This is a genomic window from Pseudorhodoplanes sp. (assembly GCF_059499825.1).
This window is the reverse complement of record NZ_JCABZI010000009.1, coordinates 293964-320134: the sequence shown is the minus strand read 5'-3', so window position 1 is coordinate 320134 and position 26171 is coordinate 293964. Positions and strand designations below refer to the sequence as shown.

Sequence of the window (26171 nt, the reverse complement as noted above, 5' to 3'; positions counted from 1 at the left end):
ACGGCTCGACTATGTTTCTGCGCCGACTTGCAAGCCTTCCGCTGTTCGCCGCGATGCTGATGCCGATGCCGGCGATGGCTCAGGCCGTCGCTGTGACGGATGCGGGCGGTCGCGAAGTCGTGGTCGGGGACAGCGCGCGCATTGTGTCGGTCGGTGGTTCGATCACCGAAATCCTCTATGAACTGGGTGCCGACAAGCGGATCGTCGCGGTCGACTCGACCAGCCAGTTTCCGCCCCGTGCGCTGACTGAGAAAAAGAATGTCGGGTATATGCGCGCCTTGTCTCCCGAGGGGGTGCTGGGCGTTGCGCCGACGCTGATCCTGGCGCTGCATGGTGCCGGCCCCCCACAGACGCTGTCCGTGCTGGATTCGGCCGGCGTGCCGATGGTGATGGTTGGGGATGAGTATTCCGGCGATGGCATTCTCCGCAAGATCGAGCTGATCGCGAAGACGATGCATCTTGAAGAGCGCGGTCAATGCCTCGCGAACCGCGTCCGTCGCGACCTCAAGTCGCTGGAGCAATGGCGCACCGGCATCGACCGGCCTCTGCGCGTGGTCTTCGTCATGTCCTTCGTCAACGGTCGCGCAATGGTGGCCGGCCGGAAGACTGCGGCCGATGGCATTATTCGCATGGCGGGGGCAACGAACGCCGCGGACCAGTTCGAGGGCTACATGCAGCTCGAGGACGAAGCCGTGGTCGCGGCTCAGCCCGATGCGGTGCTGGTCATGGTGCGTGGCGGCGCTGACCCGCTGACCGCGAAGGAGGTCTTCGCGCACCCGGGTTTTGCGCTGACGCCGGCCGCCTCGCGCAACGCCTTCGTCGCGATGGACGGTCTGTATCTGCTCGGCTTCGGTCCGCGCACGGCGTCGGCGGCGCGTGATCTGGCGCAGAAGCTCTATCCCGACCTGCAGCCGCCGCAGACCTTGGGCGTGGCTCCGCCAGCTGCGCCTCCCGCCTGCGACCGATGAGCGTCGCGGACGTATCGCATCGCGGCTTCGGGCGATTGCGGCATTCGCCCGCAGCGCGGCGGACCCTTGTGCTTGCGCTGGCCATATCCCTGCTTGTCGTGGCCGCGCTTGCGGCCACCATCGGCGCTGCGGGCATTCCGCTGCAGCGCCTTCCGGCGGCGCTCGGATGGTTCGGGGTTGACGGAGATCCAGCGCTACTGGCGCGCGACCGGCTGGTGCTGTGGACCATCCGTCTGCCGCGTATCGCGATGGCGGCGATCATCGGCGCCTTGCTGGCCGCCGCTGGCGCCATCATGCAGGGCTTGTTTCGGAATCCGCTCGCCGATCCAGCGCTGGTCGGAGTCGCCGGTGGCGGCGCGCTGGCCGCCGCCGTCGTTATCGTGATCGGTGATCGACTGCTGACGGCGAGCGGCATGCATCTGTCGATCTGGCTGCTGCCGGCGGCCGCGTTCGCAGGCTCGCTACTGGCGACAATGCTGCTCTATCGCATCGCCACGCGAGAGAACCGGACCTCCATCGCCGTGTTTCTGCTCGGCGGGTTGGCGATCGCATCGCTGTCGAATGCCGGGATTGGCATGCTGGTGTTTACCGCCGACGACCGCCAGCTCCGCGATATGACCTTCTGGATGCTGGGTTCGATCAGCGGCGCCACCTGGACCAAGGTGTCGATCCTTGCGCCGTTTGTCTTCGCGATGCTGGCGATGGTGCCGAGCATCGGGCGCGGTCTCGACCTGCTCGTGCTGGGTGAAAGCGAAGCGTTTCACATGGGGGTCGAAGTCGAACGGCTGAAGCGCCGTGCCATCCTGCTGGTTTCGGCGATGACCGGCGCTGCGGTGTCGTTCGCCGGTATCATCGGATTCGTTGGAATCGTCGTTCCGCACCTGCTTCGCCTGGTCATCGGCCCCGGCCATCGGCTGCTGCTGCCAGCGTCCGCTGTGCTTGGCGCCATCCTCCTGCTTGGAGCCGATACGCTGGCCCGCACGCTCGCCGCGCCTGCTGAAGTGCCGATCGGAATCCTGACCGCGATCGTCGGCGCGCCGGTCTTTCTGTCAATCCTGCTGCGGCAGCGCGGGCTGATTGGCTTATGAACGCGCTCGTCGAAGCCAGCGAGATCGCGGTGCGATTGCCGGGCAAGGCGCTGATCGAAAGCGTGTCGCTGCGGATCGCGCCGGGCTCGGCCGTTGCCATGATCGGACCGAATGGCGCCGGCAAATCGACGCTGCTTCGGGTCATCTCCGGCGACCGCACGCCGAGTTCCGGTGTTATCAGGCTCATGGGACGCGCCCCTGCGGATTACAGCCCCCGTGAGCTGGCCCTGCGCCGAGCGGTGCTGGCGCAAACGGTCAGCGTTGCCTTTCCGTTTTCGGTGATAGAAGTCGTCCGCATGGGTGCAGGCGAGCGCACCGGCTCGGCGATTGAAGCGATGGTCGAGCAGGCGCTGTCCGAGGTCGATCTGCTCGACATGCGTGACCGCATCGTGAACACCCTGTCGGGGGGTGAACAGCAACGAACGCATTTCGCGCGGGTGATGGTCCAGCTGGCTTGCGGCGAGGCGAAGAATGGACCGGGCCTGCTGTTGCTCGACGAACCGACGTCGAGTCTCGATCTTCGCCATCAGCTTGATCTGCTGTCGTCGGCGCGGCGCTGCGTTGCCCGCGGGGTCGCGGTGGTTGCCGTGATGCACGATCTCAATCTGGCGGCTATGTTTGCCGATCGCATTCTGATCATGCAAAGCGGTCGCGTCGTGCGCGATGGGCCGCCAGGCCAAACGATCACCGAGAGCAATGTGTCCGACGTATTTGGCGTTACGTCCGCAGTCGGTGTACTTCCACCCGCCTCGGTTCCATTTTCACTGCCTCATTCTGCCCGACCGACGGTGCCGGTATAGGGTAGGCCGGCCTCGCATCGCTTAATCGTATCGAAGGAGACAAGAAGTGACCAAGCCATTGAATGCGGATTCGCTGCAGGCGAATGCCAGCGGTGACTTGTCCGGCCGCGCAAAGCGTCTCAAGGAGGCAACGCATTCGACCCATGACCGGCTGGACAAGTCGATCATGATGCACAAGCCGTTCGAGAGCCGCGAGCGCTACAGCCTCTTCGTAAAAGTGCAGCATCAGTTTCACCGCGAAATCGACGCGCTGTATGCGAACCCGGAGCTTGACAAACTGCTGCCCGACCTTGCCGGCCGCAGGCGGTTCGATCAGATCGAGCAGGATCTTGCCGATCTCGGGGCAAGCGCTTTCGCAGCGAGTGTGCCGCCCGTTTTCGAGAGCGGTGCCGATGGCGATCTGCCGACTGCGCTTGGATGGTTGTACGTGGCCGAAGGGTCCAATCTCGGCGCGGCCTTTCTTCTCAAAGAGGCGAAGAAGCTCGGTCTCTCCGAAACTTTCGGCGCACGCCATCTCGCGGCGTCACCGGAGGGCCGCGGGCTGCATTGGAAGACCTTCACGGCTGCGCTCGATGGTGTCAGGCTGACCGGCCCGGAAGAAGAGCGCGTCGTTGCCGGTGCGCGTGCCGCCTTCACGCGCGTCCAGGGACTGGTCGACGAAATTTTCGTCGGCTGATGGAATCGCCAAGCGTTGTGGGTGCAGTTGTTTCGCTTTTCAGAATGGATCAATTCCAATCTTGTCCCGAGCGATTGACATCAAACCCGTCGACGATGCAAGCAACTAAGGCGACGTGAATTCATGTCGCAAGCCAGCCAGCCCCCGCGAGCCAGCTAATCATCTCAAAGCATGGAATGTGGCTGCATGCGTTGCGCCATGCATGCATCGGATCGCTGTGTCCGGTGCAGTAGCGCGACGCCGCTGGGGCATAACGGTTCACATGGCGTGTCGTAGCAAGGGCCGATCGGGGATACTGCGAAGGGTCGCAATAGGGGCGCTTGGCGCCACAGCTCTGTGCGCTTATGCGACCCCATCTGCCGCGCAGGTCACTCTCGACCCGATCGATGTTGCCGCCGGTAAGCCCCGCAAGAAGCGAGGGGCGCAAGTCCCGCCCGTTGCCCCCGCAAGCACCGGCGATCAGGATGGTGGAGCGCAAAGCACGCCGAGTGCCGCCCCTGCCGGCAGCAGTGAGCCCAAGGGTTTCCAGGGAACGCCCGACTGGGTCTACAACACGCCGGCATCCGTAAGCGTCATCAGCCGCGAGACACTCGAACAGCGCACACCCCGCAACACCAGCGACCTGTTCCAGGACATGTCCGGGGTTTTCACGCCAACCGACCGACAAAATCCCGGCATGACCGTGAATATTCGCGGACTGCAGGAGCAGGGCCGCGTCAACGTGTCGATCGATGGCGCGCGCCAGAATTTTCAGCAGGCGGGCCATAATGCCGTCGGCTTCGTCTATGCCGATCCGGAGTTGATCGGCGGGGTCGTTGTCGAGAAGGGGCCGATCTCGACTGTCGGCGGCGCCGGCGTGATCGGTGGCGTCGTCTCCATGCGCACGCTCGAGGCCGACGATATCCTTTTGCCAGGCAAGGATTACGGGATCCGCTCGCGGGCCACGACCGGCACCAATGCGTTCCGGTATACGACCAGTCATGCGGTTGCGGCCCGCGGCGACAATGTCGAGATGGTCACTGCGGTGTCGCGCAAGGAAACCGGCGCCTATTTGCCCGGCCAGAATGGCGTGCTCGAATTTGTCGGGCCGGGCGATCCGGTGACGTTCACCAACCAGAATAACTGGTCGGGTCTCACCAAGCTGATGCTGCGCCCGACGCCGGACCAGACGGTGAAATTCGGCTACGTCGCGCTGCAGAATTCGTTTTCGACCGGCCAGGGACAGTACATCGACACCAATCGCCTGGTTACGCAGACTGCGACCGCAGATTATTCCTGGAAGCCCAACCAATGGATCGATTTCAACGCCAAGGCGTGGTGGTCATCGACCGATAATCATCAGTTCCGGCCTCCACGGACCACCTACGGCTATTTCGACCTGCAATACGGACTGAATTCATTCGGCGGCAGTGGGTCGAATACGTCGCGCTTCGATATCCCGCTGTTCAACGTCGAATGGATCAACGGCGTCGAGTATTTCAAGGATCAGACCAAAACCGGAGTCCTGACGGATCAGACCAATCCGTCCGACTCCGAGTGGTTTTCCGGTCCGACCCCGTCGGGCGCGCGCGACATCGCCAGCGCCTTCAGCCAGATAAAACTGAAACAGGGCGAATGGCTCGAACTTATCGCGGGCGGGCGTTACGACCTCTATTCGCTGAATGGCTCCGGCAACTTCATCAACGCCTGTGGTCCGTTCGCAGTCCAGTGCACACAGCCCTTCTCTGTCGACAAGTCGGAGGGCCGGTTCTCGCCGGCCTTCACCGTGGCGGTGACGCCGTTCAAGGGGCTGCAGTTCTACGGGAAATACGCCGAAGGCTTTCGGCCGCCGCAGATCATGGAAACCCTGCAATACGGCCAGCATATCGGCAACGGCGTGCTGTTCGGCCCCAATCCGAACCTCTTGCCCGAGACGTCGAAGACCTTCGAGGCGGGTGCCAATTTCAAATACGACAACGTCTTCTTCCAGGGCGACGGCTTCCGCGCCAAGGCTGCGATTTTCGAGACCAAGGTCGACAATTTCATCGCCAATGGCGTCGGTCGCTATCCGCAGGCCGGTAGCGGGGGCGATAGCGTCCAGACGGCCTATGTGTTCGTCAACCTGCTCGGCCCGACCACGACGATGAAGGGCTTCGAGTTGGAGGCGTCATACGACGCCGGCCAAGCCTATATCGGCGGCAGCTATACCAGCCTGAAGGCAACCTATGACGGTGTGTTCGACCCGTTCTTCGCCGGCCCGCCGGATGGAGATGCCTATCTGCCGCTGTTGCCGAAATGGGAACGCGACTACTTTTTCATTTTCGTGCCACCGAAGGAAAAGTACACCCTAGACGGAGGCCTGCGCTTCTTCGATCGCAAGCTCACGGTTGGCGGCCGCATGACCTACGTCGCCCCGACGGTTCCGATTGCGACGGCGGAGCTTCTGCAGACCTACGAGCAGAGCAGCTATCACCTCTATGGCCTCTACATGTCGCTTGCGCTCAACGAAAATCTGACCGCGCGCATCAACGTCGCTAACCTGATGGACAAGGCCTATGTCGATGCCATGGGCATCCCGACCTATCCGGCGCCCGGACGCACGATAACATTTTCAATGCAGGGCAAGTTCTGAGGCCAGATTTCCCATCCCAGTATTGGATCGTTCCAAAGAGTGCGCTGGCTTATCTGTTTTCTAAATTTGAAGCGTACTTTCTGTGATGACACGCTCGATTTTGTGATGCAGTAGTTGGCGCATCAAGCGCCAGCAAGCCCTCCCAGCCAGCCACGCTAGCAATGTTTACGGGGAGTTTTGGCGTGCTCACATATCCGTCGCAAGCAAGAATGCAGGCTGCCTCCGATGCGTGAGGCGGCGGCATCGACGTTACGGCTGGTCTCGCGAACGTCCTCGCGATCGAAATAGGGCCAGACCCTCCAGCATACCGACCGGCATCCCGGACACCTGCACGCCACCGCATTGCTCCACTTCGGTCCAAAACGATTGGGCTTAGAGCGGTCGCAGCGTGCGTCATGAATCAAGGAACGAGAATATGGCAACTTTGATCACCATCGATGCATCGACCGCAACGTCGGCGATGAATTTCGAGGAATTCATTCGCGGCGGCTTCATCGCCGATGCCGCCAGCGGCGGTCTGCCGGTCTTCGACAATTCATCGCAGTTCTCCGGCACCGAGATGATGATAAGCTATGGCTCGGACCCGTCGTCGAAATACGTTCTCGCGCAGGGCTCCCTGGAATATTTTTTCGATACCCACACGGTATGGGGAGATATCGGCAGCATCGAATTCGGCGTCAGGGGCTCGGGCACCTACGACATCAACGGGTTCTTCATCGGCGGCGCCGTCGAACTGAAGATCACCGGCCTTGTCGACTTCGCCAACGCGGTTTCCCCTGAATTCGAAGTCGAGGCGACCGGCGAAGTGCATAACTTTGCGATCGCCTACATGTATGGTTCCGCTGCCAGCGAGGAGCGGCTCGATCTGTTCGGCGAGCAACTCGACCAGTACGCGCAATATTTCATTGGCTCGGCGTTCAACGACGTGTTCACCGGCACGGACTTCGAGGACGTCGTCGAGGGCGGCGATGGCGACGACACGCTGACGGGTGGAAGCGGCAACGACACTATTGACGGCGGCGAAGGCAGGGACACCGCGGTCTATGGCGGCAACCGGGACGACTACTCGATCGTCAACAATGGTGACGGCACCTGGACGGTGACCGACAACCGCACCGGCGACGACAACGATGGCGAAGACACTCTCACCTCGGTCGATGTCGTAAAATTCGCCGATACGTCGGTGTATCTCATGACCGAGGGAGACGACGTATTCTCCGGCGATTCGCTGGGGCTACGGTTTGCCGGGATTGAAGTGCACGGTGGCGCCGGTGACGATTATATCGTCACCAGTAATTCTGCTGCGCAACCCGACAAGATTCATGCAGGCGCCGGCAACGATCTGATCTTCACCGGCGGTGGCAACGATTACGTTGACGCCGGCGATGGCGACGATGTGATTCACGCGCGCGGCGGCAACGAAACCGTCATCGGTGGCGCCGGCGAAGACACTTTCGTTATCCGCTTCACCGATACCGGGACCACAACGATCATCGATGATGACGGCGCGTTGTGGCACGGAACGTTCCGGCCTGAAACTTATCCGGGCTCATGGAGCCCGGTACCCGGAGCGACCAGCGGTTATGGCATCGGTGGCGCTGCGACCTATGTCGGCGCCGGTGTCTGGAACCTGGAAGTGCTCGACCAGAGCAGCAACGTCGTGAGCCTCACGCTCAGCATGACGGGAGACGACCTCACCATTGTGCGCGAAGGCAGCCCGCAGACCGTGGTGATCAAGGACTATGTCAACGGCACGTTCGGCATCACCCTCGAAAACACGCCACCTGTTGCTGCCGATGACAGCGCTGCGACGGTAAAGGATCTCCAGAAAGTCATCGACGTTCTCGCCAACGACGCCGATGTGGTCGGTACGCTGCACCCGACCACAGTAACCATCGTCGACCAGCCCGCCAACGGGACGGTGACCGTCAACGCCACGACCGGCGCCATCACCTACAAGCCGAATACCGGCTATGTCGGACCGGACAGCTTCACTTACACGGTTCAGGACAGCGACGGCGTCACGTCCAATGCGGCGACCGTGACCCTCGATGTCGCGGCGGCTCATATCCTGACCGGCGGTGACGACGTGTTCTCGGGCGACTCGCTTGGCCTGCGCTTCGCCGGGATCGAGGTCCACGGCGGCGCTGGCGACGACTACATCGTCACCAGCAACAGCGCTGCGCATCCCGACACGATCTATGGCGGCGACGGCAACGACCTGATCTTCACCGGCGGCGGCAACGACTTTGCCGACGGTGGTGCTGGCGACGATGTGATTCACATGCACGGCGGGAACAATACCGCGAACGGCGGAGCGGGCGACGACACCTTCGTTATCCGCTTCACCGATATCGGGACCACCACCATTCAGGACGACGACGGCGCGCTGTGGCACGGTACGTTCCGGCCGGAAAGCTATCCGGCCTCGTGGAGTCCGGTGCCTGGCCCCACCAGCGGCTACGGTATCAGCGGTGATGCGAAATACATCAGTCCGGGCGTCTGGAACCTGGCGGTGCTCGACCAGACCAGCACTGTGCAGATCCTCACGCTCACCCTGGTCGACGGCGACCTCGTAATCACGAACGGCAGTAATCCGCAGAACGTAGTGATCAAGGACTATGTCAACGGTACATTCGGCATCAACCTGCAGCCCTCGGGCCCGGAGGTTGAAGTTTCGGGTAACGGTGTCGATATCCCCGACGGTGCTGTCATCCCGGATGGGACGGATGGCACCGCGTTCGGCACGCACGCAGTCGGTGCATATTTCGAGCGCACCTTTACGGTGACCAACAGCGGCACGCAGGACCTCAAGCTATCGGGGCTGAAACTTCCCAAGGGCTTCAAGATCGTCAAGACCGACAAGCTCGAATCGATCATCGCGCCCGGCGAGACTGGCTCCTTCACCGTGATACTCGACACCAAGAAGGTTGGCGTCTACGGGGGCGTGATCAGCTTCAAGACCAACGATCCGAACGAATCGCTGTTCGACTTCGCGGTGTCCGCCTCTGTGGAGGTGATTCCGCCTGAGGAGCAGCTCGGCGATTCCAGCGACAATGTTTTCGTCGCCGCGACCCATCCGCAAGCATTTGTCGGCGGCGAGGGTAGCGATACGGTGAGCTATGCGGACAGCACCAGCGCGGTTGTCGTGGACCTCGGCAAGCCGAAGAACAATGCGGGGTTTGCATCCGGCGACATCTATGACTCGATCGAGAATCTGACCGGGTCCGCCTACGACGACAAGCTTACCGGCGATACCGGGAACAATATCCTCGAAGGCGGCAAGGGCGCCGACAAGCTCAACGGCGGCAAGGGCATCGACGCCGCAAGCTATGCCAATGCCGAGACCGGCGTGACTGCCGATTTGTCGCGGTCGAAGAACAATACCGGTGAAGCTGCAGGCGATACCTACAAGAACATCCAGAACCTGATCGGCTCGGCTTTCGAAGACAGGCTGGTCGGCGACAACAAGGACAACGCAATCGATGGCGGCGACGGCAATGACGTCCTGATCGGCAATGGTGGTTCAGACACGCTGACCGGCGGGCTCGGATCCGACACCTTCGTGTTCGGCAGGACCAGCGATGGCGGCAAGTCCGGCGATGTCATCACCGATTTCGTGTCGGGCGAGGACCTGATCGGGATTTCAAAGAGCGGTTTCAAGATCTTTGCCGGTCTCGATCTCAACGACTTCACCGCGGATTACTTCGTCAGCAATGCAAGCGGAGTGGACGCGACCGCCACCGGCCACGGCCAGTTCGTGTTCGACGAATCGACCAGCCAGCTTTGGTGGGATGCCGACGGTGCGGGCAGGAAATCGGCCGTGCTGCTCGCCACCTTCGAGAACAATGCGCAGTTGCTGGCTACGGACTTCGACCTGCTTTGAGAAGCAGCTTCGGGAGCGGCGCGCCGTCGCTCGCGCGCGGACGTCATGGCTGCGGGCGGAACAATCTTCCGCCAGCAGACTCTGATGCAGCCAAAAGGTCTTTCCTGAGAGAGGCGACGCCCGCGGACGGCCGGCGTAGATGCCCGTTATGCGACCCCGCACGCGCAGCCTAGGGCAACATTGAACGTCATCGAGCTCGGCGTGCCGCTAGCGGGCAATGATCCATTGCCACGATAGCTCGTGAGGTCGAGGTAAGTGGAGTTCAGAAGGTCGATGTAGGCCATGACGCACTACCTCCACGGACTCAAGCCGAATTGCTTGCAGCAGATTTCCGCCGGCGCACCTTCGAGCAGTATTTGTGAGAATGCTAGCTTGGCATTGATGTTTTAACTAGCTTCCCTTGTAGTACAAAATCTCACATTGGTGATTATGAAGAGCCGTTCACTAGCTGCGCCGGTCGCGCTGCTGACTAGGATTGCGATGTCTGCCACCCGATAATGACGGCTATTGAAGCCTTATCTCAGCAACCATCTCACGTTTGCTTTGGTAACCGATAAGAATGCTAACGCGTTAGCGGCGGCCAAGGCGATCAGCCGGCCGGAAAATGATCAAGGGACAAATCCTTTGCAATAATTGGGTCAGGAAAGGGCATTGAGATGTGAGGTTTGGACAGGATCATCAGCGCCAAACTCGGAATCCGATCGAGACGTTTGAAGTACTGCCTAAAGATTTTGTTGGGTCAAGCTGCAGAAAGCGTGTTGGACGCGGTGCATCTCGGAAGCATCTTAGTACCCATCAGCGGTCCTTTGTGTCCACAGCGCTCTGATTGTGGCGATGGGAGGCCTCGTCAATGCGACGAATGTAGGCGGCCCGTCTCTCTTCATCGATCCATGCGCCGAAGAAGGCGTCCTTTACATGGCGGACAACAGCGCTCGCATCCCATTGTGCAGTGGCTGCGACCGCCGTCATCATATTGTTCAAATAGCCGCTTTCGAAATAGGCAGGATCATCAGTGTTCAGCGATACCGACAGGCCAAGACTGCGCATTTTTTCGATACGCTCGACGCGACGCGGTTTCGGATCGCCCTTCCGCCAGGTCGGACAGGTCGTGAAGTGGATGCCGCGCTCGAGCGCGGCGTCGATCAGCGACGGATCGTCCAGCACGTTTATGCCGTGGTCGATGCGCTCGACGCGGATATCGTGGATGCATTGGCGGATATGTTCCCGCGCGTCGATCATGTCGACGTCGCAATGAGCGGTAAGTCGATATCCCTGATCGCGTGCCGCATCGTAGACAGTCCGGAACTTGTTCGGCGGGTGACCTTCTTCGACATTGTCGAGGCCTAGGCCGGCAATTCTGTCGCGATAAGGTCGTGCGGCGTTCAGCATGTCGACGGCGCTCTCCAGCGTCAGGTCGCGATTGATGCACATGAGGAGCTGGCTCTCGATGTCGAAAGTCTCGCGTGCGGCCTTTTGCGCCGCCACGAGCCCTTCAATTACCGCGCCGAAGGCGACGCCGCGATCGGTGTGGGCCTGCGGATCGAAAGAGACTTCGGCATAGACAATATTGTTGGCCTTGCACTGGCGGAAATATTCGATTGCGAGTTCGAAAAAGTCCTGCTCGGTATACATAACCTTCAGCCCCTCGAAATACAGGGCGAGAAACATCTTGTATTGCTGAATGACGATCGCTTGGCTGCCGGGCTCTTCCGGGACCTCCAATAGCGGCGCGAAGCTCGCGTCGCCCAGACGGAGCCTGTTTCGATCCGCAAAGCGCCGCTTCATCTCGACAGAAAGCGTTCCTTCAATATGAAGGTGTAACTCCGCCTTCGGCAGGCCGGAGATGAATTCGGCGCTGGCAATCGCTTCCATACCGTTTACCGCAGAGCGAACCGGGATCGACCCGAAGGAGGCTCGGGCCGACAATTGCGTAATACGAACGGCAGCCGAATCAGGCGGCTGCCACACGATATTTCTGGACGTCGCGGAAGCGGCTGAGCAGATAATCGCCAGAGGTGATCGGCTGGTATTTTGGCGGATTGCTCGGCGACTGGCAGGTCGGCAAACAGGTCATCAGCGTCCGATAATCTAGATTGAAAAACATCGGGATCGAATAGCGTTCCTTGCCGGTGCGATTGACCACACGATGCTGGTTCGATGTATAGACGTCGTTGGTCCAGCGCTGAAAAAGGTCGCCGATATTGATTACCAACGTGCCCGGGATGTAAGGCGCGCTCACCCATTCCCCGTCGCGTTTTTTCAATTCGAGGCCGCCGATCGGGTCCTGCAACAACAGCGTAATCATGCCGTAATCGGTATGCGGAGCCACACCGAAGGCCTTCTCGTCGCTCATCGGCTCTTGCGGCGGATAATGAAACAGCCGCATCTGCACCATCGGTTTTTTGCAGAATTGAAGGAAATAGTCCTGCGGCATGTCGAGACTCACGGCACATACCTTCAGCAGACGGAGACCGAGGGACTGTGCTTCCTCAAAATAGGTTTCGGCCGCCGGACGCAGCCACGGGCAATCGGTCGGCCAGCGGTTTGGCCCATGTAGCGGAAGGTCCGCCGCCACGTCCGGATCGGTGAGCGGAAGATCGGTTCCGATTTCGTAGCTTTCCTTGAGGTCGGGCGCGAAGCCAGGGTGCTGGTTGATGCCCTGCGGCATAAACCCACGTCGATACTTTTCGTCCATGCGGTGCGGCATGCGCTGCTCTATCGGCAGATCGAAGTAACGCCTTGTCGCGTCGAATACGCCGCTGACGACGCTTTCCGGAATGCCGTGATTGGCCACGTAAAAAAAGCCTGTGGTCACGCAGGCATGTCGCATCTTCTTGGCAATCGGCCCGAGGTCGCCGCCGTGATTCAGCGCAGTAAGATCGAGGATCGGCATTTCATCGGCGCTGGCAGCGCGGACGGGTTCATGCATTGGCGGCCTCCTTTGGCTGGTCTGCTTAATCACGCGGGTCTAGCGCGCATGGATCTCAGGCGCCCACGACGCGGTCGTTATCGGTGTCCATCCAGAACACAATGCGTCGCTGCAGGAAATTGATGATGCTGTGCAGGCCGACACCGATCAACGACAGGATGATCAGAATGGCGAAAGTGCCGGCCATGTCGAAGTTGAAATTCTTCTGCAGGATCAGATAGCCCAGGCCGGCTTTTGCGCCGACAAACTCGCCGACAATGGCGCCGATCACCGAAAGAACGATAGCGACATCGAGGCCGACAAAAATGTAGAGCAGGGCCTGCTTCAGCCGCACCATGGTAAACACCTGCCAGCGCGAGGCCGTATAGGAGATCATCATTTCGATCTGGTCGCGTGGGGCGGCGCGTAGCCCCACAATGGTATTCGCGAGCAGCGGGAAGAAGGCAATGGTCGCAGTGATTACGACCTTGGAGGCGACGCCGTAGCCGAACCAGATCACGATGATCGGCGCGATTGCGACCTTCGGTACGGTCTGGAATGCGACCACGTAGGGATAGAGGATTCGCTCGGCGAGGGGCACCAGAGCGATGAGAAAGCCCAACAGGAGGCCGCACACCGACCCGACTAGGAAGCCCGCGAGAATCTCATACATTGTGACCGCGAAATGCCAGGCGAAATCGCCGCTCAGAAGACCGTCGCTGAACGACTGGGCGATCGCGGAAGGTGCCGGGAACACGATCTTCGGAATATTGAAAAGGTATACAATCAGTTCCCAGCTGCCCACGAAGAAACAGAAGGTCGCAAGCGGGACCAGCACGACATTGGCGAGATGCGACAACTTTGCCCTAGTCATCAGTCGATCGCTCCACTCGCATTGAAGTGCGCGCGAATACGCGCGGTGAAGCGTCCGAACTCGGGCGTGTTATGCATCGCGAGCGTGCGCGGACGCGGAAGGTCTATCGGTACGACATCCACGATGCGGCCCGGGCGCGGCGTCATGACAACCACGCGATCGGCGAGATAGACCGCTTCGGGGATCGAATGGGTGACGAGCAGAACCGTCTTTTTGGCGTCGGTCCAGATGCGTTGCAGCTCCTCGTTCATCTGCTCGCGCGTCATGGCGTCGAGTGCGCCGAACGGCTCGTCCATCAGCAGAAATGATGGGTCATGAACCAGCGCGCGGCAGATCCCGACGCGCTGTTGCATGCCGCCGGAAAGCTCACCCGGATACTTGCTCTCAAATCCTGAGAGTCCGACCATCGCCAGCAATTGCCGTGCGCGCGCTTCGAACTTTCCGTGCTCGCGCTTTTGCACCTCGACCGGTACCATCACATTCTGCAGAACATTGCGCCAAGGCAACAGAACCGGCGCCTGGAAAACAACGCCGATCTCGCGGCTCGGGCCGCTCACCGCCCGGCCGTCGATGCTCACGTCACCTGACGACCGCTTCAGGATACCCGCCAGGATTTTCAGAAGAGTAGTTTTGCCGCATCCGCTCGGCCCGACCACGCTGATGAACTCGCCCTTGGCAATTGCGAGATTGACGTCCGTCAAGGCCTGAATCGTCTGACCGTCCTTGGTCGTATAGATTTTTTCGAGATCGGTGACCTTGACTAGGGTTTCCTGCGGCGGCGCGTCCACGATTTGTGGTGTCGACGCAGGAATTGGGTTTGCAACGCGGACGAGCGGCACGGGATCCGGCATCACGGTTCCGCTTCTTGGGTTATGACTTGCAGGCCTTGGCGTCCGCCTCGATGGCCTTGGCGTCAAAGTCGTTCACCTTTTCGTAGAAGTTCGGGATGTTGACCATCATCGATTTCGCGGTGACGGACTTGTCGATGAGCTTGGCCTCCTGCATGAACTTGACTAGCCGATCGAAGGAGTCGGCATTGGGTTGGCCCCAGAGCTTGCCTCCGCCGAGCTTGAAGCCTTCCGCAAGCGAATCGAGCTGTGCCTGCTGGGCGTTGATATCCCACTTCAACAACGTCGCCTCGTCGGCACCGCTGGGCTTGCTGGACGGATAGCGCTGCCAGTGCAGTTTGACCGCACATTCCGGATTGGCGAGCGCAAACACCGTCGCCTTGGCGACGCCGCGCGCGATACCGATCACCATCGCCGGATCCTTGTCGACCGCGCCCTGCATGGTGGCCAGCGAGAAATCCGGATAGGTCCGCCAGTCCTCGCCGACCAGCTTGTTCAGCTTCAGGCCGGCATTCTGGAAGCTCGCGACAGCGGCCGCCCAATAGAGCAGAGCCTGGACGCGGTTCGATTTCATCGCTTCCAGCGGGGCGGCGCCGAGGCCAAGCGGAACAAGATCGACGTCCCGTGGATCGAGACCATTGGCGCGTAGGAGATTGTTGAAATAGGCTATGCCGCCGGTCGCGAGACTGAACACGCCGACGGTCTTGCCTTTCAAGTCCTTCACCGATTTGATCGGGCCGTCGGCATCGACCGCAATCGACCAGTCGAGTATGCCGTTTGCCATCACCACACGAACCGGCAGGTCGTTCTTCGCATTGGCCTGCACAATAACGCTGGCATTGATCTGCCCGAACTCGGCATTGTTGGCGACCATCTGCTGCAGCGCTTGCAGCGAAGCGCCGGCCGGAAGCAGTTCGACGTCATACCCCTCCGCCTTCCAGTAACCAAGCGTCGAGGCTAAGGTCAGCTGCGGATAGGCGATATTGAGAACAGTTGTGCCGATTGCGATCCGGACTTTCTTGAGCGGTTTGTCCTGTGCCTGACCCGGTGCCGCGAGCAGCGCCAGCAGGATGGCGGCAAAGATGGCAAGTTTACCGACTGAATGGCGGCAAAGCATAACGATCTCCCTATTGTACTTAGTTGTACTCACTTGGCCTTTAACCGGCGATGGATATACCCGAACAACTTCAGCAAGATGCGTGCCAATGTCCCTGTGGCGCAACGCCTCGCAATTCGCCGAAATCCAGCTAAGGTCCGCCTTCCTCGGTTAGAAAGCGTATCCGGTGACGCCAATCGAATCAATGCGGATGCATAAGAAGTGGGCGAATGCTAACAGGCCGATCGTTGCGCTTCGCAAAGGACTTCGCCAATGACCCAGACACCCGCATCGGACTTCATCTCAAGCCTGCCAAAAGCCGAATTGCACATGCATCTCGAAGGTTCGCTCGAGCCGGAGACGCTCATCAAACTCGCAGCGCGTAACGGAATCCGGCTTCCTTACGCCGACGCAAGCGAGGTCCGGCGTGCTTACAGCTTCGACGACCTGAAGTCGTTCCTTGACCTTTTTTATCTGGGCCTGACCGTTTTGCAGAAAGGCGACGACTTCCACGAGATGACCGCCGCCTATTTCGCGCGCGCGGCACGCGACAACGTGCGGCATGCGGAGGTCTTTATAAGTCCCCAGGCTCATCTGCGCCGCGGGATTCCGATAGAGGCCGTCATGGACAATATCCTGCGCGCCATCGACGAGTCCTCCGCGAAACACGATATGACCGGGGGACTGATCGTCGGAATTCAGCGGCAATATGATGAAAGCGATGCGCTGGCGATGATTGAGGCGGTCAAACCCTGGCGCGACCGTATTGTAGGCCTGGGTATGGGAGGGCCGGAGATCGGCAACCCGCCGTCAAAGTTCAAGCGGGCCTATGAGACGGCGGCCTGCGACTGCGGGTGGCACCTGATGGCACATGCCGGGGAGGAGGGCGGGGCGGATTATGTGCGCGATGCGCTCCACACTCTGAAATGCGAGCGCATCGACCACGGCGTGCGGTGCGAGGAGGATCCGAGCCTCATGAGCGAACTGGCCGAGCGCGGTATACCGTTGACGGTTTGTCCGATGTCGAACTGCATGCTCAAGGTGTTCCCGGACATGGCCTCGCACAATATTCGCCGGCTGCACGAGGCGGGCCTATGCATCACGGTGAATTCGGATGATCCGCCTTATTTCGGCGGCTACGTGAACGAGAATTATGCAGCCATCCAGGCGTCGCTTGGCGTCTCCGACCTTGAATTGTGGCAGATGGCCCGCAACGGGTTCGCGAGTGCGTTCATTGCCGAAGACCTGCGGAGCAAATACCTTGCGGAAATCGACACGTTCAAACCTGCTGCCAACTGACGCCGCCGCCGGACGTGTAGTTGACGCGTCGCGGCGCTTTCAGGAGGCGTGCATTCGATACGAAGGCCCTGACGGACGGCGCTTCCGCGTCGGTTAGTCTGCCCCACTCATAAGCGCTGCTTGGAGAAACAAGATGCAAGATCCATTGTTCATCAGAGACGACTGGCGGTGGAGCGACGACAAACCGATGTGTTACATGGTCAAGGCTGGCGACTTTCTCTTTCTCACGGGGCAGGTGGCGCTTGACGAAAGCGGTAACGTCGTCGGTCCGGGAGACATTGCGGCGCAGGCGCGGCAGGTGTTCACGAATATGCGCCGGGTCCTCGGTCTTGCCGGCTGCGATCTTACATCGGTGATCCGGTTGACCAATTATCTGACCACATCGATGTCCGACATGGTGGCGACACGCGCATATTGGGACGTGCGGCGCGAATTTTTCGGGCACCATCGCCCGGCCAGCACCGGCGTCAAGGTCGCAGCCCTCATGCTTCCCGAATTGCTGATCGAGATCGATGCCATCGCGTACGCGCCGAAGATCGAACTGAGTCCGAACGCGCGGCTGCTGGATGGTAAATCGTAAGGATTGATCGGACTCGATGCGGGTATCGATCCGCGTCCCAGCCCTGCCTTTGAGGTTGATGCGAGATGACAAAGACGATCGATGCCGGTGTGTTCATTCCGGTCGGCAATCACGGTTGGATTCATTCGGTCAATTCGCCCGCGGTGGAAGACGGTTCGTTCCGGCGCGTGCTTGATGTAACGCGGAACGCCGAGGCGCTAGGATTCGATTTCGTGCTGAGCCCCGGAATATGGCGGGGCTTCAAGGGCCCTTCGGAACACTGGATGCGTACGCTCGAATCCATGACGACCTCCGCCGCACTGCTTCAGGCGACGACCAAAATCGGGGTGTTCGGCACGATACACATGACGGTCTATCAGCCGGCCATCATCGCCAAGATGATGACGACGCTCGACCAGATCGGGCCGGGCCGGGTGGGCCTGAACCTCGTGACGGGCTCCAGCTATCTCGATCTGTCCCATGTCGGGCTGTGGCGCGATGGCCTCGATCATGACGAGCGTTACGATCTCGCGGACGAGTGGATCGCGGTGGTGAAGCGGCTCTGGACAGAGAAGGTAGTCTCGCACAAGGGCCGGTTCTTTGAGCTGACCGAGGCCACGATGGGACCCAAGCCGTCGCGCATGCCGCCGCTTGCGAACGCGGGCGCGTCCGGGCGCGGGTTCAAATTTGCGGTGGAAAATTGCGACATCGCATTCATCGGCGCTAGTGACGACCAGAAATCTATTGCGTCGGGAAGGCAGGCCAAGGCTATGGCACGGCAGATGAACAAGCCGGACCTCAAGGTCTATGGACTGTTTGTCGTGATTCCAGGCGCCACGGACGAGGAGGCTCAGGCGCGGTTTCAACACTTCAATGACGGCGTCGACATGGAATGCCTTGAGGACATCGCTCTAGGCTATACGCTGAATCCCAACGTCAAGGATGTGAGTGCCGCATCGTTACGGCGCGCCGCCGCCAAGGAGACGCGCAGCTCCGTGTCGCCGGGCGCCATAGTTGGTTCATACGAGACAATCGCGAATCGCCTGTCGAACGCGATCCTCGAAGGGGAGCTTGATGGCATGATCCTGATCGTACCCGACTACATTAAAGATATCGATGCGATTGCGAAGCGGTCGTTCGTCCGCATGGCGGAGCATGGAGTGAGTTCCAGAATCTGTGGGTCCTGAGCTCGATACCTGTCTCGGCAGGGTCGTCTGGACCGGCGATTCCGCGGAGCTGATCAGAAACGACGACTTGCGACATCGGTTTCTGGGCGTCTGACGTCGAACGTCAACGTGTGGCGTCAAGTCGATCCTGCGCTGCTTCTGGAAAGCGGACTGCATGACAACCGGACCGGCATTTTGCACACACGCAGCCCCTGGGGATGCCAGGCACCACGCTGTTTCCGGGTGTTCACAGTCGCAAAACCTGTGCTACATCGCCTCTCGTGCGGTCCCGTAGCTCAGCCGGATAGAGCAGCGGTTTCCTAAACCGAAGGTCGGAAGTTCGAGTCTTCCCGGGACCGCCATGAGGCGCGGACGCGCCTCGTGCGGGAGCTCCGTCCATCGATCGGATATGCGTCCCTTATCCAGCTGGAACTAGACCGGGCAGGAACGCGTGTACGGCGGCTCGCAGCTGACCGGGCCGCGGCGCTCAGTTGCTCTTGAACCGGGGGACAAATCGCAGCGCATTGTCCCGATCAACGGCCCGCAAATCCTCTGGTTTGAAGAATGCGGTCAGGCCTTTGGTATGGTCGACCGCGGTGCGATAGGGAAAATCAGTCCCGTAGACGATCTGTGATATCGGAACCATTTTTGACAGGGCCGAAAGCGTCACCTCGTTCGGAACGGCTGCGGTGTCGTAGTAGAATCGGTTGATCTGCTTCTCGACGTCATCACGGGTAAACTTGCCCCGGTACGGCGGCGTCATTAGCGCTTGCACGGTAAACCGCTCATAGAATGCCGTCAGTGATCCGCCTCCATGCGAGAAGATCCAGTTGATATCTGGATATTTCTGCGCCACACCGCCGAAAATAAGCGTGAAGATCGTTCTCGTCGTATCGGTTCCGAATTCGATATAGGCATCTCCAACGCCACGAACGAGATTGACGCAACAATTCGCTGCCGTTGGATGCGTGTACACGGTCGCTTTACGACGGTTCAGCTCGGCCCAGACCGGATCGAATTCTGCATAACCAAGCCACTTGTCTCCGTAACTCGTCATGCAACCGACGCCGTCGACTTTCAGCGTATCGAAAGCGTACTCGATCTCCTTGAGGCTTGGATCGATGTGTGGCAGCGGTAGCATGGCAAACGTGCCGAAGCGGCCTGGGTGTTGAGTTTCCAGCTTTTTGGCATATTCGTTGGATTCACGTGCCAGCCTCGCTGATTCCTCGGCAGAAAAGTCACTGACCTGCGGCGTAGTCGGGGAGGTGATGGCTGTTGCCACGCCACCCTTGTCCATATCGTCCAAGGTTTTCTGCACGGACCAATTCGCAAGCGGAGGGTTGTCCTTCTTGATGCGCTTTACGGCATCAAGCCACGTCGGCGGCGAAATGTGGTGGTGGACATCGATGCGATGTGGTTTCGCCTCCTGCGCCCATGCGCTCACGTTGAAGGCGTGGGTTGCGACCCCCACAGCAGCTGCTGCAGCGCCGGCGGTGAGAAAGCTACGTCGGCTTGGATTCGGACCAGACGTATGAGGTAAGCCGCAACTGCAGCCGGAGAAAAATGAAGTCAGCGGCGACAGTCTTGATTGCACGGCATCCTCCACAGCGCTGTTTTTTGTTAGCTTCCAAACTCTTTTGGAAAATTGCAAGCGCCTTACGTGCGGCACCGCAACAGGGTGGTGTGTGTGTACGGAACCGAGTACGAAACATCGTGCCCCGATAGCGGCGTCGCATGCGCGGAGTTCTCAGGATGACCACCAAGTCGAAGCCAGCCGGATCGAAGCTGGCGGCGCGATTGAAAGAGCCGGGTCTGATCTCGGCGCCCGGTGTGTTCGACATGATCTCGGCGCGCATTGCCGACGGGATGGGCTTCGACGCGCTCTATATGACCGGCTACGGGACCGTCGCGTCGCATCTTGGCCTGCCGGATGCGGGACTTGCGAGCTATACCGAAATGGTCGGGCGTGTGCGGCAGATCGCCGAGGGTACGGTTACGCCGCTGATCGCCGATGGCGACACCGGCTATGGCGGACTTTTGAATGTCGATTTCACCGTGCGTGGCTATGAGGCCGCCGGCGCCGCGGCGATCCAGATCGAGGACCAGGAATTTCCGAAAAAATGCGGTCATACGCCGGGTCGTCGCGTGGTGCCGCTCGCCGATGCGGCGCGGCGTATCAAGGTGGCGGCCGAAGCACGATCCTCGAAGGATTTCCTGATAATCGCGCGCACCGACGCCCGCACCTCGCTGGGGCTTGATGAGGCGTTGCGGCGCGGTGAGGCTTTCGTGAAGGCCGGGGCCGACATCCTGTTCATCGAATCGCCGGAAAGCGAAGCAGAGATGGAGACGATCGGCCGTAGCTTCGACGTGCCGCTGCTGGCCAATATGGTCGAAGGCGGACGAACCCCCATTCTGAGCCGCGCGGACCTCGAGCGGCTGGGCTTCAAGCTCGCGATTTTTCCGGTAGCGGGCTTTCTGGCGATGGCCGCCGCGCTGCAATCGGTCTATGGCGAAATTCGCGCGACCGGATCGACAAAGTCCTGGAGCGGCGAACTCTATCCTTTCGAGGCGTTCACGCGACTGATGGGCTTCGAGCGGATCTGGGCGTTCGAGCGCGACCACGCGGAACCCTGACCCGGACAGGCGCGGTCGATCCTGGAACTTCGCCGTCGCCGCGTACAGTGATGCAGGCGACGCTGCATGGCCGCGGCTCGCGCCGTAATCCCTCGATTTGGCCACTCTGTCGCCGTCATCACTCAGCAAGGGTTGATCTCACTGGCCCGGGCTCGGGGCCAGCCGACACATCCGGTGCAATGATATCGATGGCGCCATCGTCAGGTTTCCTCGGATCGGTCACGCGATCCGCCATGCTGCTGCTGGTTCTTGGCGCTGCCGCCTTCGGGGCAGCCGGCTGCTCGACTGCGCCCGGCGGTGGGTCGTCCGCTTTCGCGGCGACGGGCACCCAGCAGCCGGCCAGGACCGGGATTGCCGCCGATCCGACCCTGACCGTCGTGACCACCCGGAACGCGGTGAAGGGCGCCCGCTCCAAACCGTGGTTTGGTTCGCAGCGCGCCAACCAGCCCAGCAATGTCCGGGTGCATCTGGCGTCGCCCGCCGACGGCGCGTTTTCCGCGGTCGGTCTTGGCGACTGGAGCATCAAGTCTGTCGAAACGGTGCCCGTCGGCGAAAGCTTTGCTTCACGCCCTGGCCGTCGCGACGTGCTGGTCTATGTGCACGGATTCAATCAGTCGTTCGAGACCGCCGCGCTGGATGCCGCGCGGCTGTCGGACGGGCTCGCATTCCGCGGCGAGACGATGCTGTTTTCCTGGCCGTCCAAGAACAGCCTGATGGGCTACATGTACGACCGCGAAAGCGCGATGTGGTCGCGTGACGCGCTTGAGGGCATGCTCGACGAGCTGATTGTCGATCCGTCGGTCGGCACCGTCCACATCATCGCGCATTCCATGGGGACAATGGTTGCGGTCGAGGCGCTGCGCCAGCTTTACGACCGGCGCGCCGCCGCGATGACCAACCGCTTCGGGGCGATCGTGCTTGCATCGCCCGACATCGACATGGACAGCTTCACGTCATCGGTCGCGCGGCTGGGCTCGATGTCGCGAAAAATCACCGTTCTCACGGCCGCGAAGGATCGCGCGCTCGGAACCATGCGCGATATGGCGGGAGGCGTAACCCGTGTCGGCATCGCGGAGAAAGAGCGGCTCGAAGCGCTGGGCATCCGCGTCATCGATGCATCGGATTATGACAGTGGCGGATTGAACCACGATCTGTTCATGACCAATGCGCAGGTCCGGCAGGCGATCGGGCGCTTCATCGCCGAGTCGGGCGCTCCGGCCATCAGCGGCGCCAGCGCGATTCAGTAGCTGCCCGCGCTTGCTTGCCGCAAGCTCCTGAAGACAATACACATCCTGTCGTGCGGCTTGGGCGCCGGACCATTCGGCGTCCGCTGCGCCAGCCAGTTTTGTGACAGCCGAATCCCGCAGCCGGGTCTGGTCCGGTCCTGATCGGGATGCATGATCGCCGAGGGGAGACCGTACCATGAGCAACGCGCCACAGGCACTCGAAAGCTATCTGTCCGGCGCGTGGCGGCGCGGCGAGGGCGTCGAGACCGAACTGGTCGATCCTGTTCGCGGTGATGTGCTTGCAACCGCAAGCGCCCGCGGCCTCGATCTGGCCGCTGCGCTCGACTATGCGCGCAAGCATGGCGGCCCGGCCCTGCGCGGGCTGTCTTTCGCCGAGCGCGCGAAGCTGATCGGCGCCGTCGCCGATGTGCTGATCGCCAACCGCGCCAAGTACGAGGGGATCGCGATCGCAAACTCCGGTAATACGAAGGTAGATGCCGCGATCGATATCGATGGCGGCATCGGCACCCTGAAGTATTATGCGCGCCTCGGCGCCGGGCTTGGCGGCGCCACCTTTCTGCTCGACGAGAAGCCGGTACGGCTCGCCAAGGCCGAGAATTTTCAGGCCATCCACCTGCTGGCGCCGCGTCATGGTGTGGCGGTGCATATCAATGCTTTCAATTTCCCGAGCTGGGGTCTGTGGGAAAAGGCTGCGGTATCGCTGCTGGCAGGCGTTCCGGTGCTGGCAAAGCCGGCGTCGTCAACCGCCATGCTCACGCACGAGATGGTGCGCGATGTCATTGCAGCGAACGTGCTGCCCGAAGGCGCGCTCAGCCTCTTGTGCGGCAGTGCGGGCAATCTGCTCGACAGTGTCACTGCGGACGACGTGATCGCATTCACCGGCTCGTCCGAAACCGCCGGGCGCATCCTGCGGCACCCGAATATTCTCGCCCGCGGCGTCCATGTGAATATCGAAGCCGACAGCGTCAATGCCGCGCTGCTCGCACCCGATGCAAGCAGCGCCGCCTTCGATGCCTTCATCAAGGAAGTCGGCCGCGAGATGACGGTGAAGGCCGGACAAAAATGCACCGCCATTCGTCGCGTGTTTGCACCCGCCGATCGTGCCGATGCGGTTGTGGAAGCGCTGCTGGCACGGCTGAAGAAGACCACGCTGGGCGATCCGCGCGACGAGGCCGTGCGCATGGGTCCGGTGGTCACGCGCGCGCAGCAGGCCGCCGCGTTCGAAGGCATCGGCAAGATCACAAAGGACGCAAAGGTGCTGACAGGCGGCGCCAGTGCGCCGTCGATTGATGGCATCGATCCGGCAAAGTCCGCCTTCGTGGCGCCGACCCTGATGCAGGTCGCGGATGGCGCCGGCGCCGATGCAGTGCATGACACCGAAGTGTTCGGCCCCGCTGCCACCATCATCCCTTACAAGACCGAAGCCGAAGCGTTTGCGCTGGTCGCGCGTGGCGGCGGTTCGCTGGTCGCGTCGGTCTATGGCGACGATCGTGCGTTCCTGGCGCGTGCCGTCGCCGAACTCGGTCCGTCGCACGGCCGCTTGCTGATGGTCGAGCAGTCCATCGCCGATGCGCATACCGGCCACGGCATCGTGATGCCGCAATGCCATCACGGCGGACCGGGCCGCGCCGGAAACGGCGAGGAACTCGGCGGATTGCACGGCCTGCGGCTCTATCATCAGCGGCTCGCGGTGCAAGGCTCGACCGATCTGCTGACCGAATTGCAGGCGAAGGCTTACGCGCTGCATTAGAAGAAGAAACGGACACGATCTCCGTTCGTCCCCGCTGTGCGCGGATGAACGGGTCAATGACCGAAACGGTCCAAGAAGAAGCGGCATAAGAAGAAGCGGCCAAGAACAAGAAACGGCAACGGGACGGAGGGAGCGCCTGTGTCGGAGCCATTCCTGGAGCGTCGGTCGTATTATAATGCGGCCGCGGATTTCGTCGACGCCAATATCGCGCGTGGACATTCCGGCAAGTCCGCCTTCATCGACCCGCAGCGCTCCATCACCTATGGCGAGTTGCAGCAACAAACCTGCCGCTTCGCGTCGGGACTTCTTGCGCTCGGGCTGAAGGCGGAAGATCGCGTCGCCCTGCTGCTGCCCGACACCATCGACTTCCCGGTCGCATTCTGGGGCGCGGTTCGCGCCGGCATCGTGGCGATCCCGCTCAACACCTGGCTCAAGCCCGAACAATACGCGTTCATCCTTGCCGACAGCCGGGTCAGCGCCGTCATCGCGGATGCCACCCTTGTAGCAGTGCTGCGCGACGCCATCGCCGCCACGCCGTCGCTACGCCATGTGATCCTGGCGGGCGACAATGCAAAAGGCCAGCCCACGCTGGCCGGCCGCACGCCGGTGCCATTCGAAGCGGTCTGTCGCATGGGCCGCGACGACGTGTTCGCCGCGCCCACATTGTCCGATGAGGTTGCGTTCTGGCTCTACACCTCGGGCTCGACCGGCGAACCGAAGGGCGTCAAGCATGTCCATTCCAGCCTGAGTGCGACCGCATCGCTGATGGGGCAGGGCATTCTCGGCATCGGCCCGGACGATGTCGTGCTGTCGGCGGCGAAACTGTTCTTCGCCTATGGGCTCGGCAACGCGATGACGTTTCCGATGTCGGTCGGTGCCACCGCGATCCTGTGGCCCGAACGGCCGACGCCTGACGCGATTTTCGCGCTGATGCGGCAGCATCGGCCGACCATCTTCTATGCGGTGCCGTCGCTCTACACCGCATTGCTCGCCCATGACGCAATGAGCCGCGGCGCGGGCTCCGACCGCCTGCGGCTCTGCGTATCGGCGGGCGAGGCGCTTCCGGCCCATATCGGCGAGCGCTGGCGCGAGATAGTCGGCGTCGATGTGCTGGACGGCATCGGCTCGACTGAAATGCTGCAGACGTTTCTATCCAACCGGCCGGGCGATGTGCGCTACGGCTCCACTGGCAAGGCGGTGCCGGGCTACGATGTGAAGATCGTCGATGAGAACGGCGGCGAGCTTCCGCCCGGCGAGATCGGCGAACTGATCGTGCGCGGGCCGTCTGCCGGCGAGGGCTACTGGAACCAGCGGCGCAAGAGCCGCCGCACCTTCGCCGGCGAATGGACCTTCACCGGCGACAAATATTATCGCGACGAGGACGGCTATCATTTTTACTGCGGGCGTACCGACGACATGTTCAAGGTGTCCGGCATGTGGGTGTCGCCCTTCGATGTCGAAGCGGCGCTGGTGTCGCACGAGGCCGTGCTTGAAGCCGCGGTGATCCCGAAAGAGGATTCCGACGGACTGATCAAGCCGAAGGCGTTCGTGGTCCTCAAGAATGGCCATGCGGATGACGAGGCCGTCGTGCACGCGCTGAAGGAGCATGTAAAGACGCATGCCGGGACATGGAAATATCCGCGCTGGATCGAATTGCGCAGCGACCTGCCGCGTACCGCCACGGGCAAGGTGCAGCGCTACAAGCTGCGCGAGGAAGAAGAGTCGCGGGGGGAGGCAGAAGGATACGGCGCGCGCACGTGA

Annotated in this window: 19 protein-coding genes and 1 tRNA gene; 14 read left to right on the top strand and 6 right to left on the bottom strand. The window is 61.1% G+C overall.

Going from position 1 to position 26171, the window contains the following annotated elements; genetic code table 11:
• Positions 1-11: 11 nt before the first annotated feature.
• The 6 genes from AC5I5I_RS12960 to AC5I5I_RS12935 all read left to right on the top strand — a co-directional run bounded on the left by AC5I5I_RS12960 (position 12) and on the right by AC5I5I_RS12935 (position 10029).
• Positions 12-968 carry a heme/hemin ABC transporter substrate-binding protein gene (locus AC5I5I_RS12960; protein WP_495973592.1) on the top strand — a complete coding sequence of 319 codons (957 nt, stop codon included), beginning with the start codon at positions 12-14 and terminating at the stop codon, positions 966-968.
• Positions 965-2056 carry a FecCD family ABC transporter permease gene (locus tag AC5I5I_RS12955; protein WP_495973590.1) on the top strand — a complete coding sequence of 364 codons (1092 nt, stop codon included), beginning with the start codon at positions 965-967 and terminating at the stop codon, positions 2054-2056. Before AC5I5I_RS12960 ends, AC5I5I_RS12955 begins: the two co-directional genes overlap by 4 nt.
• On the top strand, positions 2053-2856 hold the full coding sequence (locus AC5I5I_RS12950) for a heme ABC transporter ATP-binding protein (RefSeq protein ID WP_495973588.1): 804 nt from the start codon (positions 2053-2055) through the stop codon (positions 2854-2856). Before AC5I5I_RS12955 ends, AC5I5I_RS12950 begins: the two co-directional genes overlap by 4 nt.
• Positions 2857-2902: 46 nt before the next feature.
• Positions 2903-3532 (top strand): biliverdin-producing heme oxygenase, encoded by a 630-nt coding sequence (locus AC5I5I_RS12945; RefSeq protein WP_495973586.1) that lies wholly within the window; start codon positions 2903-2905, stop codon positions 3530-3532.
• Between the two features lie 262 nt (positions 3533-3794).
• Entirely contained in the window at positions 3795-6143 is a 2349-nt protein-coding gene (locus AC5I5I_RS12940; protein WP_495973584.1) for a TonB-dependent hemoglobin/transferrin/lactoferrin family receptor, read from the top strand.
• A gap of 415 nt (positions 6144-6558) precedes the next feature.
• Entirely contained in the window at positions 6559-10029 is a 3471-nt protein-coding gene (locus AC5I5I_RS12935; protein ID WP_495973582.1) for a choice-of-anchor D domain-containing protein, read from the top strand.
• A 795-nt stretch (positions 10030-10824) separates the two neighbouring features.
• Here the strand turns inward: AC5I5I_RS12935 and add are convergent.
• From add to AC5I5I_RS12910, 5 genes are all read right to left on the bottom strand, one after another.
• Complete coding sequence (gene add, locus AC5I5I_RS12930; protein WP_495973580.1) at positions 10825-11901, bottom strand: adenosine deaminase; 1077 nt, start codon at positions 11899-11901, stop codon at positions 10825-10827.
• A gap of 79 nt (positions 11902-11980) precedes the next feature.
• Positions 11981-12991, bottom strand: a complete 1011-nt coding sequence (locus tag AC5I5I_RS12925; RefSeq protein ID WP_495973578.1) for an isopenicillin N synthase family dioxygenase — start codon at positions 12989-12991, stop codon at positions 11981-11983.
• Between the two features lie 22 nt (positions 12992-13013).
• Positions 13014-13811, bottom strand: coding sequence for an ABC transporter permease (locus tag AC5I5I_RS12920; RefSeq protein WP_495973576.1), 798 nt, complete (start codon positions 13809-13811; stop codon positions 13014-13016).
• Positions 13811-14599, bottom strand: a complete 789-nt coding sequence (locus tag AC5I5I_RS12915; RefSeq protein ID WP_495973574.1) for an ABC transporter ATP-binding protein — start codon at positions 14597-14599, stop codon at positions 13811-13813. The genes AC5I5I_RS12920 and AC5I5I_RS12915 overlap by 1 nt, the downstream gene beginning before the upstream one ends.
• 82 nt (positions 14600-14681) lie before the next feature.
• The gene (locus AC5I5I_RS12910; protein WP_495973572.1) at positions 14682-15776 is read right to left on the bottom strand and encodes an ABC transporter substrate-binding protein; all 1095 of its coding nucleotides are present in this window, start codon (positions 15774-15776) and stop codon (positions 14682-14684) included.
• Between the two features lie 252 nt (positions 15777-16028).
• Here AC5I5I_RS12910 and AC5I5I_RS12905 point away from each other — a divergent pair, with 252 nt between their 5' ends.
• From AC5I5I_RS12905 to AC5I5I_RS12890, 4 genes are all read left to right on the top strand, one after another.
• A complete protein-coding gene (locus AC5I5I_RS12905; protein WP_495973570.1) occupies positions 16029-17054 on the top strand; it encodes an adenosine deaminase in 1026 nt (341 codons plus the stop codon).
• A 133-nt stretch (positions 17055-17187) separates the two neighbouring features.
• The gene (locus AC5I5I_RS12900; RefSeq protein WP_495973568.1) at positions 17188-17634 is read left to right on the top strand and encodes a RidA family protein; all 447 of its coding nucleotides are present in this window, start codon (positions 17188-17190) and stop codon (positions 17632-17634) included.
• A gap of 65 nt (positions 17635-17699) precedes the next feature.
• Entirely contained in the window at positions 17700-18800 is a 1101-nt protein-coding gene (locus AC5I5I_RS12895) for an LLM class flavin-dependent oxidoreductase (RefSeq protein ID WP_495973566.1), read from the top strand.
• A 264-nt stretch (positions 18801-19064) separates the two neighbouring features.
• Positions 19065-19141 (top strand) — tRNA-Arg (locus AC5I5I_RS12890).
• Positions 19142-19266: 125 nt separating this feature from the next.
• Here AC5I5I_RS12890 and AC5I5I_RS12885 read toward each other — a convergent pair.
• The gene (locus AC5I5I_RS12885) at positions 19267-20373 is read right to left on the bottom strand and encodes an amidohydrolase family protein (protein WP_495973564.1); all 1107 of its coding nucleotides are present in this window, start codon (positions 20371-20373) and stop codon (positions 19267-19269) included.
• A 158-nt stretch (positions 20374-20531) separates the two neighbouring features.
• Here AC5I5I_RS12885 and AC5I5I_RS12880 point away from each other — a divergent pair, with 158 nt between their 5' ends.
• From AC5I5I_RS12880 to AC5I5I_RS12865, 4 genes are all read left to right on the top strand, one after another.
• Complete coding sequence (locus AC5I5I_RS12880; RefSeq protein WP_495973562.1) at positions 20532-21413, top strand: isocitrate lyase/PEP mutase family protein; 882 nt, start codon at positions 20532-20534, stop codon at positions 21411-21413.
• Between the two features lie 188 nt (positions 21414-21601).
• The gene (locus AC5I5I_RS12875; protein WP_495973560.1) at positions 21602-22660 is read left to right on the top strand and encodes an alpha/beta hydrolase; all 1059 of its coding nucleotides are present in this window, start codon (positions 21602-21604) and stop codon (positions 22658-22660) included.
• A 175-nt stretch (positions 22661-22835) separates the two neighbouring features.
• Positions 22836-24410: a 3,4-dehydroadipyl-CoA semialdehyde dehydrogenase gene (locus AC5I5I_RS12870; RefSeq protein WP_495973558.1), complete on the top strand. Its 1575-nt coding sequence runs from the start codon at positions 22836-22838 to the stop codon at positions 24408-24410.
• Between the two features lie 138 nt (positions 24411-24548).
• Positions 24549-26171, top strand: a complete 1623-nt coding sequence (locus AC5I5I_RS12865) for a benzoate-CoA ligase family protein (protein ID WP_495973556.1) — start codon at positions 24549-24551, stop codon at positions 26169-26171.